Origin of the sequence: Blochmannia endosymbiont of Camponotus nipponensis, assembly GCF_009827135.1 — a bacterium.
Classification (GTDB): Bacteria; Pseudomonadota; Gammaproteobacteria; order Enterobacterales; family Enterobacteriaceae; genus Blochmanniella.
Window position 1 is genome coordinate 729,248 of record NZ_CP046534.1, and the last position, 17,113, is coordinate 746,360.

Genomic DNA, 17,113 nt, shown 5'->3' on the forward strand with positions numbered 1-17,113 from the left:
ATATATTTATTTTTTATTAACATTAAATATATTTTTTAACAATACTAATATGTGGTTAAACATTTAATTTTTTTGTATGATTGAGAATAAGAATCGTAGCAAAACATATAGATGTTTAATGATATAATTAAATTTATACAACTAATATTAAGATCATACATAACAAATAACACATTATAAGACATACTTGTAATATACAGCAAGTGTTTTATACAAAATTTAACAGTATTTTTTTAACTTTTGTTAGATACAAATGAATATTTGTCCGATACATATATATAATTTTGAAATAATATTTTGAATATGTTGTTGGTTCAACATGTATATAAATTACTGAATTAATATAAGTTGTTATCATTGTAATTATTTATACAAATTAAAATGTTATTATTTATTCTAAGTAAGAATACTCAATATAAAAAGGGGATATTAAATTTAATAAATTTTATCCAAATATTTAAGTAAGGAATATTATGTGATTCATTTTATATTGATTGGTATAAGCATAATTTTATTATATTTAATTATTATATTAATTACTTTCAATCCTGCAGATCCTGGATGGTTACAGATGACGTGGAATGGATCAATTCATAATGTTGGAGGTATATTGGGGGCAAAAATCTCTGATTTCTTATTTTTTATTTTTGGTATTCCAGCTTATATGATTCCATTGTTTATGTTATTTTATCTTTGGAAAATTTATGCACGAGACGTTCATATTACTACTTTTATTTTTTTATTTAAATTAATGGGTATATTAGTACTATTATTTGTGTGTTGCGGATTAGCTCATTTGACTATTGATAATTTTTTTTATTTTTCTTCTGGTGGTATAGTAGGCAGCGTAACGCATGATTTTATTTCATCTTTTGAAAAAATAACTTATCCTACTAATTTAATTTTATTTTTATTGATTGGAATTGCTGATGTTATGATATTTTTCAATAGATTTTTTTTGGTGCTTTTAAGAACTATCAAGAAACAATTATTTTATTATTCATACTATTTGACATCGTTGTTTTTTTGTGAAAAAAAACAACGATGTCAAATTAATAATCAAGAATCATGTGATACATGTAGTATCTATCCATTAACTTTATCCACAAAAAAATCTAATTTTTTGAAAAATTCAGAAAATAATTTATTAAACACACATACAATTTATGATACTGTTGAGAAAATTAAAGAATTTATGAAAACATTTGTTCTTATTTTAAAAAATATTTTTATTAAAGTTAAATGCGTTTCATTAGTGCAAATATTTAGCCGAGTTCTTAATATTATTAAGAGTCTGCTATCTCGTATTAAGTTATATACTAGTAAGAAAGGTCGTGATTATTATCAAATAAAATATATGAATAATGTTTTTTATAAACGAAATAATTATAATATAAAAACTGATAAGTACGATAAAAAATTTTCTAATAATTATAATATATGTTGTTTCGAGAAAAAAGAACAAAATATTAATATGTCATTGATATATGATTCGAATACAGTATGCATTAATGATAAGCATCACAAAAGGAAAATACCTGTATTTATAAATAAAAACATAAAACGCAATATACCTCTGTTTCAACATAAAGAAGTTTCTGCAGTATATCGAAAGTCATATTGTAATGATCGTGCCGTTATTTTTCCCGACGTAGACTTATTAACTACATCTTCTTCAGAAAAAACAACGGATTTTTTAGAATTAAAAAAAATTGCTCATTTATTAGAATCGAAATTATTAGAATATCATATTAAAGCAAATGTAGCAAATATTGTTCCCGGGCCAGTAATTACTCGATTTGAACTAAATTTATCACCCGGCATAAAATCATCAAAAATTTCTAATTTATCGCGTGATTTAGCTCGTGTTTTATATACCACTTCTGTGAGAGTGGTAGAGGTAATTTCTGGTACATCATATGTTGGATTAGAAATACCTAATAAAAAACGCAATACGGTATATTTAGGGGATATAATTAATTCGCAACAGTTTAAAAAAATTAATACTCCATTAGCGTTGGTTTTGGGTAAAGATATATCTGGACAACCATTTATTGTGGATCTTAAATCTATGCCGCATTTATTAGTTGCTGGAACAACTGGATCAGGTAAATCTGTGGGAATTAATGCTATGATTATTAGCATTTTATATAAGGCTACACCGGAAGAAGTGTCTTTTATTATGATTGATCCCAAGATTTTAGAATTATCTATATATTCAGGTATTCCTCATCTTTTAAAACAAGTTATTACTGATACGCAAGAAGTATATGAAGTATTGCAATGGTGTATAAAAGAAATGGAACGTCGTTATAAATTGATGGCTATGCTTGGTGTTCGAAATTTGGAAAATTATAATAACCATTTAAAAAAAAATCATTCTAAGAGATTTACTGCAAACAATGTTATGAGTAAATACATTAATGATAGTTCTGCATTTTCTGATACATTAGAAAAATTACCTTATATTGTAATTATTATAGATGAATTTTCAGATTTAATGATAACTACCACCAAAAAAGTAGAAGAATTAGTAATTCGTTTAACACAAAAAGCTCGTGCTGCTGGTATTCATGTAATATTAGCCACGCAAAGACCATCAGTCAATGTGATTACCGGAGTCATTAAAGCAAATATTCCAGCGCGTGTAGCTTTTACTGTATCAAGTAAAATAGATTCTCGTACTATTCTTGGTCAATCCGGAGCAGAATCTTTATTAGGTATGGGTGACATGTTATATTTAGGCCCCAATTCTTCTATATCTACTCGAGTGCATGGAGCTTTCGTAGAAGATCAGGAAATACATGCGGTAGTTGATTTTTGGAAAAATCAGATAGTTAGTTTATAATCTTTTCTATACAATAAGAATTATTGTAATATGCATAGGATTATTATGTGTATGTTCAGATATACAACTTTTATTATGCATTTATATGAATAAAATATAATAATGGGAGAATAATTAACTATAAATGTTTAAACGAGTAATATACGCTCTTTTTTTTAATGTTGTTGTGGTGATTGCAGTAGTGGCTAATGATATATCTGTTTGTGTATTGCAGAATCGCCTAAAAAAAATAAACAATTTTTACGCGCATTTCATTCAAAAAGTAATTGATGCTGATAGTAATATGTTGTTAGAAGCTTACGGAGAACTATGGGTAAAATGTCCTAATTTATTTAATTGGCATATGATATCTCCCGAAGAGAACTTTTTGATATCTGATGGAAAAACGCTTTGGTTTTATATTCCTTCTCTCAAACAAGTTACTACATATTGGTTAAAGAACTTTTCTAATAACATTTTTTTTATGTTATTTTCTAATGAGAATATGTATAAATGGGACGATTATAATGTATTTCAACAAGAAGATTTTTTTTCTTTAATACCAATACATAATGATATTTCTTTAAAAGAATACAGGATTGAAATAACTGATTGTGGTACAATTAAGGGGTTTAGCTTTATTGAAAAACAAGGACAGCGTGTGGATTATAATTTATCAGAGCAAAATAATAACATAATTGACATAAAAAAGTTTTATTTTGTTTTGTCGGAAGATATTCAACTAGACGAGCAACGCAAATAGTGCTTGATAGTTAATTAACCTGTATTCTATTGCATGTGTATAAAATTACTATTTTGTACAAAAATAAAAAATCATATCAAGCAACACTAGGTTGAATTTCATACAATATACATTATATGAACAAATATTGTATTTAATAAATTTATTGAACACATTGTTAGTAGTGATTTAAACACATTATTTTCATCATGTAAAATATTATGAATAATGCTATTGTTTAAGTTTATACAATAGTAAGCTATTTTAGTTGCTATATTATCGCGAGATATAAATAATTCAAACGGTATTCTAATAAAAGCCACTATTTTAGTATAGTATTTAAAGATACTTCATATATCATTATTAATATAAAATATATATATATTAAATTAAAAGTTTTTGTATATTAATATGAATTTATTATTTCATGAAGATTCAAAGAAATTATTTAAATTATTTTAAATAATTATTGATTATAAAAAGTATAAAAGTAGATGATATTCAAATATTTGCGTTTAAATATGTACCGTGGCTTTAATGTATTTTTTTTGATATTAATTTTACTGAAGATAAACTATTATATATAATTTGTATATTAGCTCGCATATAAGACTAATCTATTTTATTTAAAACATTTTAGTATTATTACATTTATCGTATTTCAACTTTCTAAAAATATAGAGAGGATGTGTTATAATAAATTATTTGTAATAAGCATTATTTTTTGTTAGAATGTTTTTAACAATTAATTATATTTGTAAAGTAACTATATACGCTATATATTATATATAGCGTATATAGTTACTTTACAAATATAATTAATCTGTATATTTTACAAATTGTAAAATAATGAATATATGAAATATATAATGATGTGTTTCCTATTTATAATAGGAATGGTTGTGTGTTTTTTTTTTGAAAAAACAGTATTAGTATAAAGAACATGAACTACTATTTTTATAAGAAATGCATCAGTATAGAAAATAATACTATTTTATATGCATAAAGTGTAATTGTATGATGAATTTGGTGTAAAATAAATATAGATCTAATATAGATTGTTATAATTGATGATGAACTGAAGTGATAATTAACATATGTTACTACTAAATTAGTACATGATAAAATAGATAGTATAGGTTAAAAATGCTTGATCCTGATTTATTACGTAGTAATATTGATTTAGTTGCTAAACAGCTTGCTCGTAGAAATTTTATACTGAATACTAATCAATTTCGTCAACAAGATAATTTACGTAAAATTTTACAAAAAAAAATTGAAAGTTTACAAACTGCACGTAAAGCTAAAGCTAAAATCATAGGAATATCTAAATCTCATGGAGAAAATGTGGAATATTTATGTCAAGAAGCATATCTGTTAGGAAAAAAATTAAATTTACTTAAACTTGAACATAAGACATTGCAGGAAAAAATAAGACACTATGAATTATCTTTACCAAATATTCCGAATGATCAAGTACCGTATGGATTAAGAGATCAAGATGATTTAGAAGTGCTGCGTTGGGGTACTTTAGGTCAATTTGATTTTCCTGTAAGAGATCATGTAGAACTGGGTTTATTAGCGAATGGTTTAAATTTTTCTGATGCAACAAAATTAACCGGATCACGTTTTATTGTAATGAAAGGACAGATAGCGCATTTGCATCGTGCTTTATCTCAGTTTATGATAGATTTGCATATTAAACATCATGGATATGAAGAATACTACCTACCATATATAGTAAATGAAGAATCTTTATATGGTGCAGGTCAATTACCAAAATTTTATGAAGATTTGTTTCATATTCAATGTTTACAATCTGAGGTTAAACCTTACACATTAATACCTACTGCTGAAGTGCCATTAGTAAATTTAGTTCGTGACGTAATTCTTGATGAAAAAGAATTACCCATTAAGATGGTTGCTCATACTCCATGTTTCCGTTCTGAAGCTGGATCATATGGTCATAACACCCGTGGATTGATTAGGATGCATCAATTTGATAAAATTGAAATAGTTCAAGTAGTACATCCAGATAAATCTATGCAAATATTAGAGGAAATAACTAATCATGCAGAACAGGTATTGCGTTTACTTAAATTACCATATCGAAAAATATTATTATGTACAGGAAATATTGGATTTTCTTCTTGTAAGACATATGATTTAGAAGTCTGGTTACCAGCTCACAATACTTATTGTGAGGTTTCTTCTTGCTCAAATGTTGGAGATTTTCAAGCACGTCGTATAAGAGCGCGCTATAAAAGAAAGGGACACAAAAAAAAGAAATTATTGCATACTTTAAATGCCTCTGGAGTAGCAGTAGGTCGAGCACTAGCAGCGGTGCTAGAAAATTATCAATTAAAGGATGGACGTGTAATGATTCCTGAGGTGTTATATCCTTATATGGATGGTATGACACATATTAATTGATTGTTCTATATTTTTAAATATTGTATTGGTTTATCTAATATTTTTCATTATTATTTTTATTTAAATTAAATAAATATATATGTTACATTGGTCACTATGAGTAATTAGATGATTTTTAAAATAGTGGGAATATATGCATTCTATTTACGTGCTATTTTTATGTATATAAAATTAAAAAATGTCGTTGTTTCTTTAAATAATTTTTTTCACGTTAAGTAGAGATTTAAAGAAGATATGTCATTTAATATCATATTAAATATAATTTTTGGTGTTGTTGCTACTATTTTTTCTTTTTTATAACAATTTGTTACGCAAAATACAGTTTTTTATTAATTCAAGTATTTCTGATTGAACATGAAATGAATGAGATATTTAATTTTAGCGCAGGTCCGGCAATGCTGCCAAAACAGGTACTAAAACAAATTAAAGAAGAATTATATAATTGGAACAATATGGGTGCATCTGTGATGGAAATAAGTCATCGCAGTTTGGAATTTTTGCAATTAATACAAGATGCAAAAAAAGATATATGTGATCTGCTGGATATTCCAGAAAATTACGCAGTTTTATTTTGTCACGGTGGAGCACGTGCGCAATTTTCGGCAGTTCCTATGAATTTATTAGAAAAATCATCAGACAATGTTGATTATGTAAATACTGGATATTGGGCATATAGTGCCGCAACAGAAGCAAAAAAATATTGTAATCCACATGTAATTAATGTAATAAAAATAAAAAATAGACTATATAATATTCAACCGATGTCTCAATGGAATGTTTCTACAAATAGTATTTATATACATTATTGTCCTAATGAAACTATCGATGGGATAGCTGTATATGAAACCCCAAGTTTTCCAGAAAAGATAGTAGTAGCAGATTGTTCTTCAACTTTATTTTCTTGTCCAATCAATGTGAGTCGTTTTGGTATAATTTATGCTGCTGCTCAAAAAAATATTGGTATATCTGGTTTAACTGTAATAATTATTAGAAAAGATTTATTGAAAGAACCTAATCGAGCAGTTCCTTCTATTTTAAATTATAAAATTTTATTTGATAATGGTTCGATGTTTAATACGCCTGTTACTATGTCTTGGTATGTAGCTAGTTTGATATTTAAATGGTTAAAACAACAAGGAGGATTGAAAGAAGTTAATAAACGTAATAAAGAAAAAGCAGCTTTTTTATATAAAGCTATTGATTCTAATGATTTTTATTATAATAATATCAGTCCATCTAATCGTTCATGTATGAACATTCCCTTTTTTTTAAAAAAAAATAAATTAAATGATCTTTTTTTAAAAGAATCAACACGTTTTGGATTATGTGGATTACAAGGACATAGAACAGCTGGAGGTATGAGAGCATCTTTATACAACGCCATGACGTTAGAAGGTGTACAAAAATTAGTTGAATTTATGCAATTGTTTTCTGAAAAATATAGATAAATTATATATGTAGCGCTTGATATCTTATATATATATATAAGTAATGTATTAACATTGCGTACATTTAAGTATATATTGTTACTATAAAGTGATAAATAAGTAATTGATTTTTTAAAAATAAAGCTTATTTTATATAAAAAGTGGGTGGAGCGTGAATGATTTTATCAAATTGGATCCTATTAAAAAAATACAGGGGACCATCTATCTTCCTGGTTCTAAAAGTATATCTAATCGAGCGTTATTATTAGCAGCTCAGTCTGTAGGCACCACGCAATTAACCAATTTATTAGATAGTGATGACGTACGTTATATGTTGAGTGCATTACATAATCTAGGCGTGACATATTCTCTTTCAAATAATAGAAAGACTTGTGAAATTAATGGTATCGGTGGTGCACTTCAATCAAAAAATAATAATCCACTAATTTTATCTTTAGGTAACGCCGGAACTGTTATGAGACCTCTTATTGCAGCATTATCTATAAAAATGCAAAATGTTATCCTTACTGGTTACCCACGTATGAAAGATAGACCTATATTACATTTAGTAGAAGCCTTAAGACAAGGAGGGGCGCATATTGATTATATAGAACGTAATAATTATCCTCCGGTACGATTGTATGGAGGATATCATGGGGGCGAAATTTTTATTAAAGGAAATATTTCTAGTCAATTTTTATCATCCATGCTTATGATGGCCCCATTAGCCCCTAGAGATACTCTGATTAGATTAAATGGGGCATTAGTATCTAAGCCATATATCGATATTACTTTATCTCTTATGAAAATTTTTGGAATTAATATAGAACATGAGAATTACCGTGTTTTTCATTGTAAAGGAAATACAGTATATCAATCACCTGGGCATTATTTAGTGGAAGGAGATGCGTCAAGTGCTTCTTATTTTTTAGCAGCGTCAGCTATTCGAGGAGGCACCGTTCGAGTGATAGGAGTTGGAAGATATAGTAAACAAGGAGATATTTATCTTGCTGATATTTTAGAAAGGATGGGCGCAAATATTTCGTGGGGTGATAATTATATAGAATGTGCTCGTGGATCTCATCTTAATTCTATTGATCTAGATGTTAATGATATTCCTGATGCAGCTATGACTCTTGCTACGACTGCATTGTTTACTGACAATGGTCCTACAATATTACGTAATATTTATAATTGGAGGATTAAGGAAAGTGATCGATTAACTGCTATGGCTTCTGAATTACGAAAATTAGGAGCTAAAATAGTAGAAGGTTATGATTATTTACAGATCACCCCTCCAGTTAAAATAAAATCAGCTTATATTCATACTTATAATGACCATCGTATAGCGATGTGTTTTTCTTTAGCGGCATTATCAGATGTTTCTATCATAATTCATAATCCTAAATGTACCTATAAAACTTTTCCAGATTTTTTCACACAATTATCTAGTATTAGTATATTACGATAAAATTTTATATAATATGTGATGTATATATATAATGAAAATTACACGCATGAGGATTTGCAATTATTAAGTTTTATGTTCAAAATAATTTAATTATCATCATGATATAATAAAGATAGTTGTATTATAAGGGGATAATTGTGGATAATATTTTTCCGGTTATTACTATTGATGGGCCAAGTGGAGTAGGCAAAGGAACCTTATCTAAAGGTTTGGCAAAAATTCTTGGTTGGAATCTATTAGATTCAGGAATTATTTATCGAGTTTTAGCGTCAGTAGTTTTAGAAAATAAAATTAATATTAATCATGAAGAAAAAGTAGCAGTACTTACTGAAACGATACAAATCACTTTTATAAATAGCAAAAATAATTTTATTATATCATTTAATGGAAAAAAAATTAAAAAAGATATTTATACAGAAACTATAGGAAATTGTGCATCTAAGATTGCTACTTTTTCACAAGTACGTAAAAATTTATTAAGATATCAGCGTACATTTTGTAAATGTCCGGGGCTTATTGCTGATGGACGTGATATGGGAACAGTAGTATTTCCTAATGCAAAATTAAAAATTTTTCTTTATGCCTCTTTTAAAGAAAGAGAGCGCCGTAGATTACATCAGTTGCAGAAAAAAAAATTAAATGTTAATTTTGAACTTTTATTATCACAAATAAGAGAACGAGATGAACGTGATTATACTCGAAGATCAGCCCCTTTGACTCCTGCGTTTGGCTCATTAATATTAGATTCTACCTATTTGTCTGCAGAAGAAGTAAAATCTAAAGTGCTTATGTATATCAGAGAGAGTATGGCATTCTCATAGAGAGTGCTGTATAATACTACTCATCATCAAGGATAGTGATGAGATATTTATTATAACTCCATCAAGAATGGATATATGATGGACGTTAATTAAAAAATGAAGATTATAAAGATGACAGAATCATTTGCCCAGCTATTTGAAGAATCTTTAAAAAAGATAGAAACTTGCCCTGGATCCATAATTCGTGGAGTTGTTGTATCTATTGTTAAGGATATTGTGTTGGTCGACGCAGGATTAAAATCAGAATCTGCTATTCCTATTGAGCAATTTTATAATTCTCAAGGAAAATTAGAAGTGTCAGTTGGTGATTATGTTGATGTTACATTAGATGCAGTAGAAGATGGATTTGGAGAAACTGTATTATCTCGTGAAAAAGCCAAACGTTATGAATCTTGGTTATCATTAGAACAAGCACATCAAGAAATGACTACTGTTACAGGTATTATTAATGGAAAAGTAAAAGGGGGGTTCACTGTTGAACTAAATGGTGTACGTGCTTTTTTACCTGGTTCTTTAGTAGATGTAAAACCAATACGTGATACTTCATTTTTAGAGGGACAAGTATCTGAATTTAAAGTAATAAAATTAGATCATAAACGTAATAATGTTGTAGTATCTCGTCGTGCTGTGATTGAGTCTGAAAATAATGTTGAACGCGAACAATTATTAAATAAATTACATGAAGGAATAGAAATTAAAGGAGTAGTCAAAAATTTAACTGATTATGGCGCTTTCATCGATCTAGGAGGTGTAGATGGATTGTTACATATCACTGATATGGCTTGGAAACGCGTTAAACATCCTAGTGATATAATAAATATTGGAGATGAAATTGTTGTTAAAGTATTAAAATTTGATCGAGAACGTATTCGTGTATCTTTAGGTCTCAAACAATTAGGCGAGGATCCATGGTTGGCTATTGTTCAAGATCACAAAGAAGGAAGTAAATTGACAGGAAAGGTAACTAATTTAACTGATTATGGATGTTTTATTGAAATTGAAGAGGGGGTAGAAGGATTGGTACATGTATCTGAGATGGATTGGACCAATAAAAACATCCATCCTTCTAAAGTAGTAACAGTAGGAGAATCAGTTGAAGTAATGGTGTTAGACATTGATAAGGAACGTCGGAGAATTTCTTTAGGATTGAAACAATGTAAAATTAATCCATGGCAAAAATTTTCCGATATGTATAATCGAGGTGATCGAGTGATGGGAAAGATAAAATCGATTACTGATTTTGGTATCTTTATAGGATTAGATGGAAGTATTGATGGCTTAGTGCATCTTTCTGATATTTCTTGGCATTTATCTAATGAAGCAGCAGTTAATAAGTATAAGAAGGGTGATGAAATAATGGCCATGGTGCTGCAGGTAGATGCAGAACGTGAACGTATTTCTTTAGGTATAAAACAGTTGACAGAGGATCCTTTAAACATTTATTTATCTGCTCATAAAAAGGGGAGTATGGTATATGGAAGAGTCATGTCTATAGATGAAAAAGGAGGAGCTACTGTTTCATTAGACAATAACACTGTCATTGGCTATTTATGTGTATCTGAAATATTGCGAAATAAACCTGCTAATAAGAAAAAATATACATCATTACACATAGGCAGTGATATACAAGCAACATTAGATGGGGTAGATCGTAAAAATAGAATCATTAATTTATCTGAATGTAATATATATGATATTCTTCCAAAATCAGAGATAAATGTTGGTGGCAATCATAAAAAAGAAAAAGATAAGAATTTTTCTAGTGTTATGGTAGAGGCATTTAAAGCAGCAACTAAAAATGAATGATTATTCAATTACATAATTTCTGCATATGTTAACAGATTAATATAAACAATGAGATAAATATAAAGGTAATAAACAATAAAACAGAGAATAAATAATAATTTTAGTGTGTGTAATGTGAAATATATAAAATTTATATTCCTAATATATATTATGAGTATAATATATATTAGGAATATAAGAGTTATAGTGTTAATTGCCCAGTCAGTAATTTTTTTAATGGAATGACGTAATATTTCTTAAATTTAAAAAATTAAGAAGATCGTATTTTCAATTTTTTATATTTACTTCATATTAAGTAAGATATTTGACTATTTGTACATAAAAATAATAAAATATAGTTGACATTAAATATTAAATAAAATAAATGCGAAATAAGAAATATTACGTGTTAGCTATAATTTATAAGTTATAATCAAAATGTCATCAATGATCGGATAGTATGATAGATGAGGTTTTTGTGATAAAATATTTAATATGTAAATGAGTATTAAGTTATTCTCTATGAAATTACATTCAATTACTTAAACTTATTAAGTTTAGGGGTTTTTATATTTTATATAATAATATATGTTATGAGAGTTAAGATTAAAGATTAGTAGATGTGTATGTTCTATATTATTATAGTTATATTTGATCGAGATTTACCCATATGTTTAGTATGAAATAAATTCTGACTGCAGGGATATAAATGTTGCAGTATAATAAAGATTATTCTTCTACTTGGCACACTTTTCGCCGTCTCTGGCCAATAATTTTTCCTTTTAGGGTAGGATTAGTTGTTGCGTCTATTACTTTAATTTTAAATGCAACAAGTGATGCTTTAATGTTAGCTTTATTAAAACCTTTACTTGATGATGGATTTGGAAGAGCAAATAGAGATGTATTTGTATGGATGCCATTAGCTTTAGTTGGGTTAATGGGTGTTCGTGGGTTTAGTGGTTTCGCATCTACTTATTGCATATCTTGGGTATCTGGGAAAGTAGTTATGCAGATGAGACGTGCGTTATTTCAACATATTATGAATATGCCAGTTTCGTTTTTTGTAAAACAGTCTACTGGTACATTAGTATCTAGAATTACCTATGATTCTGATCAAGTTGCTTCTTCTTCTTCTGGAGCTTTAGTCACTGTTATTCGAGAAGGAGCCTCTATTATTGGTTTATGTATCATGATGTTTTATTACAGTTGGCAATTATCATTAATTTTAATACTGATTGCTCCAATAGTATCTATTACTATTAAACTTGTTTCTCATAGATTTAGAGCAATCAGTAAAAAGATGCAGAGTACTATGGGGCAATTAACTAGCAGTGCTGAACAAATGTTAAAAGGACATAAAGAAGTATTGATATTTGGAGGTCAACATACAGAAAATGATAGATTTAATTCTGTAAGTAATAGCATGAGACAACAAAGTATGAAGATGGTACAAACTTCATCTATTTTTGATCCATTGATTCAATTTGTTGCATCATTGGCATTAGCTTTTGTTCTGTATGCAGCTAGTATCCCAAGCGTTATGGAAATGCTTACTGCAGGAACTATTACTGTTATTTTTTCATCTATGATAGTTTTGATGAAACCATTAAAGTCGTTGACTAATGTTAGCGCGCAATTTCAACGTGGAATGGCAGCTTGTCAAACTTTATTTGCTATTTTGGATTTGGAAACAGAAAAAGATCAAGGTACACTTAATATTCAACGGGTGAAGGGAAATATTGTTTTCGATAATGTTACTTTTTTTTATCCTGAAAAAAACACTCCGTCATTGTCTAAAATTACTTTTACTATTGAATCGGGAAAAACTGTTGCTTTAGTAGGTCGTTCTGGTTCCGGAAAATCTACTATTGTAAATTTATTAACTCGTTTTTATGATATAAATAAAGGACGTATATTACTTGATGGTTTTAATTTAAATGATTATAAGCTTTCTTCTTTACGTAATCAAGTAGCTGTAGTATCTCAAAACGTTCATTTATTTAATGATACTATCGCAAATAATATTGCGTATGCGCGCAAGAATTTTTATTCTAGGGAAGCTATCGAAACTGCAGCTCGTATGGCATGCGCTATGGATTTTATTTCTAAAATGAAAAACGGATTAGATACCACTATAGGAGAAAATGGGGTATTATTATCTAGTGGTCAGCGTCAACGTATTGCTATTGCACGTGCTTTATTAAGAGATTGTCCGATTTTAATTTTTGACGAAGCTACTTCTGCTTTAGATTCTGAATCAGAATATGTGATTCATAAATCACTTGATATGTTGAAAAAAAACAGAACATCGTTAGTTATAGCGCATCGTTTATCTACTATTGAAAATGCAGATGAAATATTGGTGGTTGAAAATGGTTATATTATAGAACGTGGTGTGCATAAGGGTTTAATATGTAGCCAAGGAATTTATGCTCAGTTATATAAATTACAATTTTCTTAATGTTTGCTCGTATTTGGTTTAGATCATCGTTGTGTTATTTATTTTTACTACCATTTTCCTGGTTATATGGTTTAGTAAGTACACTTAATCGTATTAGTTATCAATATGGATGGCGTAAAGTATATAGATTTTCAGTTCCAATAATAATTATTGGTAATTTAACAATTGGAGGAAATGGGAAAACCCCGATGGTATTGTGGTTAGTAGAACAATTGAAACACCGTGGTTGGAAAGTTGGAGTAGTTTCCAGAGGATATAAGGGTAGGTCAAGCAATTATCCAATTATTATTAATATAAATAGTCATAGCATTGAATGCGGTGATGAGCCTATGCTAATTTGGAGACGTACTGGAGTATTGGTAGCAGTTTCTCCAAAACGTGCTGATGCAGTTGCTGCATTGTTACGAATGCAAGAATTAGATATTATAATAAGCGATGATGGATTACAGCATTATGCGCTTTTTAGGGATATAGAATGGGTAATTATTAATACTTCATTTCGATTTGGAAATGGTTATTGGTTGCCAGCAGGTCCTATGCGTGAACGTATTAATAGACTTCACACGGTGCAGGCAATTATTGCAAATGGATCAGCAGAAGGGATGCAATCCGGAGAAATATTAATGCAATTATATCCTAGTGCTGCAATAAATATATTGACAGGAGAACATAGGCCTCTTAATATTTTAAATAACGTTGTAGCTATAGCAGGGATTGGGTATCCTACACAATTCTTCGATACTCTGAGAAATTATGGTATAACTCCTATCAAAGTGATTTCGTTTTCTGATCATCATATATATTCAGAAAAAATGTTGCAATCTCTTACTGAAAAGAATGAGATATTATTAATGACTGAAAAAGACGCGGTTAAATGTCTAGATTTTGCTCATGATAATTGGTGGTACGTGCATATAGAAGTAAAAATAAACACAAAAGATACGAATAAACTATTGTGTTCGGTGGAGGATAAAATCAAATATTATAAATATTTTAATTCCAACATATAGTTTTAGAGTATAATTGCATACGATATCAATATTATTGATATCGTATGCAATTATACATTGTAGTATCATAGGTTATTTACATGCTTAATCAGTCGTTGGGTATTTATGAAATATTTACATACAGTTTGATTATATACAGTATGTGAAGTAATTATATTATTAATATAGTGATTATTATAATGAAATATCAGTTATTAAAAATTATTGTATGCCCTATATGTTATTCGAAATTATTTTTTGATTCAAAAAAAAAAGAATTAATTTGTAATGTTGATAACGTAGCTTTTCCAATAAAAAACGGAATTCCAGTTCTTTTAAAAAAAGATGCTCGTAATTTTACATTATAAAAGGAATAAATATGAATTTTGTAGTAATTATACCTGTCCGATTTTTTTCGACACGTTTTCCAGGAAAAGCTTTAGCCGATATTCATGGTAAACCCATGATTGTGCGTGTTATGGAAAACGCTTTGGCTTCTGGGGCTGATAAAGTAATAATTGCTACTGATAGTGCTTGTATAGCTCGAGTTGTTGAATCAGAACAATCTTCAGGAGAAATATATTTAACGCGATCTGATCATCAATCAGGGACTGAACGTCTTTCAGAGGTAGTTATTAATTACAAATTTCCAACCAATCAAACTATTGTACATCTTCAAGGAGATGAACCATTAGTTTCACCTGCTATGATTCGTCAAGTAGCAAGTACTTTATGTTCAGTGCGAGATACTGCTAGCATGGTAACATTAGCAGCTCCGATACATTCTTTAAAAGAAGCGCATGATGATAATGTTGTGAAAGTTGTTGTAAATATACATCATAATGCTCTTTATTTTTCGCGTTCTATGATTCCATGGCATCGCGGTAATTATAAGAATCACATAGATAATAGATCGTCTAGAATATTGTTACGTCACATTGGTATTTATTCATATCAAGTTCAGTTCCTGCATCATTATGTTTCATGGACCAGAAGTCCATTAGAACAATATGAACAACTTGAACAACTTCGAGTACTATGGCATGGAGAAACAATACATGTTGCTGTCATCGACAATGCGTTTAATATTAGCGTAGATACTCCAGAATCGTTGAAATATGCTAATATCGCATTTAAAGATACATCAAAAAAAATATAATATATTAATATGTATCTTCTATATATAAGATTACAACATACGAAAATGTTTTCAATGGATTATACAATAAATTCACTTTAATTGTGTTTTTCTGAAGTAAATACATAAGGGAACTGTAAATAATACTAATTATATAAATCATCAGGATTTATTATGATATTAATCATGATAAATCCTGATGACGTGTATTTTCATAATATAAGTATCAAATTTCCTGGAGCATACATATATAGTTGTGACATGAAGAAATATTTTTAATGTTATATACTTAGGATTATTAATAGTGAAAATCATAAGTATATTTACTTATATTTATTTGGAGTATAAAAATAATTATGCAGCAGCAACAACTACGTTTAGTAGTGGGAATATCAGGAGCATCTGGCGGTATTTATGGAATTCGCGCATTAACTATAATAAAACAATGTCCTATACATATAGAATCTCATCTTATTGTCACTCGAAATGCTCTGATTACATTGCAACAAGAATTCAATATGAATAAACAAGCTGTATATGAATTAGCAGATGTTGTACATTTTCCGCAAGATATTGGGGCATCCGTTGCTAGTGGATCATATCCAACTTTAGGTATGTTAATTGCTCCATGTTCTATTAGAACTATGTCAGAAATTAGTTCAGGTATGACATCATCATTGATGAGTCGTGTTGCAGATGTAATGTTAAAAGAAAAACGTAAATTAGTGCTGATGATCAGAGAAACTCCACTGCATCTGGGACATTTACGTACAATGGTTAAGTTGGCAGAATTTGGAGCGGTGATTATGCCACCTGTACCTGCATATTACACACATCCAAAAACTATAGATGATATCATTTCTTATACTGTAGCAAGAGCTTTAAATTTATTTGGAATTAATACTACAATTTCTTCCACTTGGCTAGGAATCAAGCATCAAAATCATGACAACTTTATGAAATTAAACTAAAACAATTAGATTTTAACATTATTAAAGGTAACTAATATCAATAAGTTG

Annotated in this window: 12 protein-coding genes; all 12 read left to right on the forward strand. The window is 28.7% G+C overall.

Annotated features, from left to right (window positions below):
- The first annotated feature begins 475 nt into the window (after nt 1–475).
- The 12 genes from GN161_RS03310 to GN161_RS03085 all read left to right on the forward strand — a co-directional run bounded on the left by GN161_RS03310 (nt 476) and on the right by GN161_RS03085 (nt 17,065).
- A complete protein-coding gene (locus tag GN161_RS03310; protein ID WP_159715416.1) occupies nt 476–2,848 on the forward strand; it encodes a DNA translocase FtsK in 2,373 nt (790 codons plus the stop codon).
- Nucleotides 2,849–2,972: 124 nt separating this feature from the next.
- Nucleotides 2,973–3,590 (forward strand): outer membrane lipoprotein periplasmic chaperone LolA, encoded by a 618-nt coding sequence (gene lolA / locus GN161_RS03035; protein WP_159715418.1) that lies wholly within the window; start codon nt 2,973–2,975, stop codon nt 3,588–3,590.
- A gap of 1,125 nt (nt 3,591–4,715) precedes the next feature.
- Complete coding sequence (gene serS / locus GN161_RS03040) at nt 4,716–6,002, forward strand: serine--tRNA ligase (RefSeq protein WP_159715420.1); 1,287 nt, start codon at nt 4,716–4,718, stop codon at nt 6,000–6,002.
- 359 nt (nt 6,003–6,361) lie between these two features.
- Complete coding sequence (serC, locus tag GN161_RS03045; protein ID WP_159715422.1) at nt 6,362–7,450, forward strand: 3-phosphoserine/phosphohydroxythreonine transaminase; 1,089 nt, start codon at nt 6,362–6,364, stop codon at nt 7,448–7,450.
- Nucleotides 7,451–7,601: 151 nt separating this feature from the next.
- Nucleotides 7,602–8,900, forward strand: coding sequence for a 3-phosphoshikimate 1-carboxyvinyltransferase (gene aroA / locus GN161_RS03050; RefSeq protein WP_159715424.1), 1,299 nt, complete (start codon nt 7,602–7,604; stop codon nt 8,898–8,900).
- A gap of 134 nt (nt 8,901–9,034) precedes the next feature.
- A complete protein-coding gene (gene cmk, locus GN161_RS03055) occupies nt 9,035–9,721 on the forward strand; it encodes a (d)CMP kinase (RefSeq protein ID WP_420021893.1) in 687 nt (228 codons plus the stop codon).
- A gap of 111 nt (nt 9,722–9,832) precedes the next feature.
- A complete protein-coding gene (rpsA, locus tag GN161_RS03060; RefSeq protein WP_159715428.1) occupies nt 9,833–11,527 on the forward strand; it encodes a 30S ribosomal protein S1 in 1,695 nt (564 codons plus the stop codon).
- A gap of 688 nt (nt 11,528–12,215) precedes the next feature.
- Complete coding sequence (gene msbA, locus GN161_RS03065) at nt 12,216–13,967, forward strand: lipid A ABC transporter ATP-binding protein/permease MsbA (protein WP_159715430.1); 1,752 nt, start codon at nt 12,216–12,218, stop codon at nt 13,965–13,967.
- A complete protein-coding gene (gene lpxK / locus GN161_RS03070; protein WP_159715432.1) occupies nt 13,967–14,977 on the forward strand; it encodes a tetraacyldisaccharide 4'-kinase in 1,011 nt (336 codons plus the stop codon). Before msbA ends, lpxK begins: the two co-directional genes overlap by 1 nt.
- Nucleotides 14,978–15,156: 179 nt before the next feature.
- Entirely contained in the window at nt 15,157–15,324 is a 168-nt protein-coding gene (locus GN161_RS03075; RefSeq protein WP_159715434.1) for a Trm112 family protein, read from the forward strand.
- 11 nt (nt 15,325–15,335) lie between these two features.
- Complete coding sequence (gene kdsB, locus GN161_RS03080) at nt 15,336–16,115, forward strand: 3-deoxy-manno-octulosonate cytidylyltransferase (protein ID WP_159715436.1); 780 nt, start codon at nt 15,336–15,338, stop codon at nt 16,113–16,115.
- 335 nt (nt 16,116–16,450) lie between these two features.
- The gene (locus GN161_RS03085) at nt 16,451–17,065 is read left to right on the forward strand and encodes a UbiX family flavin prenyltransferase (RefSeq protein WP_159715438.1); all 615 of its coding nucleotides are present in this window, start codon (nt 16,451–16,453) and stop codon (nt 17,063–17,065) included.
- Nucleotides 17,066–17,113: the final 48 nt, after the last annotated feature.

Excerpts from the sequence above, each read along its gene's own strand:
- lolA (WP_159715418.1), top strand. The coding sequence starts at position 2,973 with ATGTTTAAACGAGTAATATACGCTCTTTTTTTTAATGTTGTTGTGGTG.
- serS (WP_159715420.1), top strand. The coding sequence starts at position 4,716 with ATGCTTGATCCTGATTTATTACGTAGTAATATTGATTTAGTTGCTAAA.
- serC (WP_159715422.1), top strand. The coding sequence starts at position 6,362 with ATGAATGAGATATTTAATTTTAGCGCAGGTCCGGCAATGCTGCCAAAA.
- rpsA (WP_159715428.1), top strand. The coding sequence starts at position 9,833 with ATGACAGAATCATTTGCCCAGCTATTTGAAGAATCTTTAAAAAAGATA.
- msbA (WP_159715430.1), top strand. The coding sequence starts at position 12,216 with ATGTTGCAGTATAATAAAGATTATTCTTCTACTTGGCACACTTTTCGC.
- lpxK (WP_159715432.1), top strand. The coding sequence starts at position 13,967 with ATGTTTGCTCGTATTTGGTTTAGATCATCGTTGTGTTATTTATTTTTA.
- GN161_RS03075 (WP_159715434.1), top strand. The coding sequence starts at position 15,157 with ATGAAATATCAGTTATTAAAAATTATTGTATGCCCTATATGTTATTCG.
- kdsB (WP_159715436.1), top strand. The coding sequence starts at position 15,336 with ATGAATTTTGTAGTAATTATACCTGTCCGATTTTTTTCGACACGTTTT.
- GN161_RS03085 (WP_159715438.1), top strand. The coding sequence starts at position 16,451 with ATGCAGCAGCAACAACTACGTTTAGTAGTGGGAATATCAGGAGCATCT.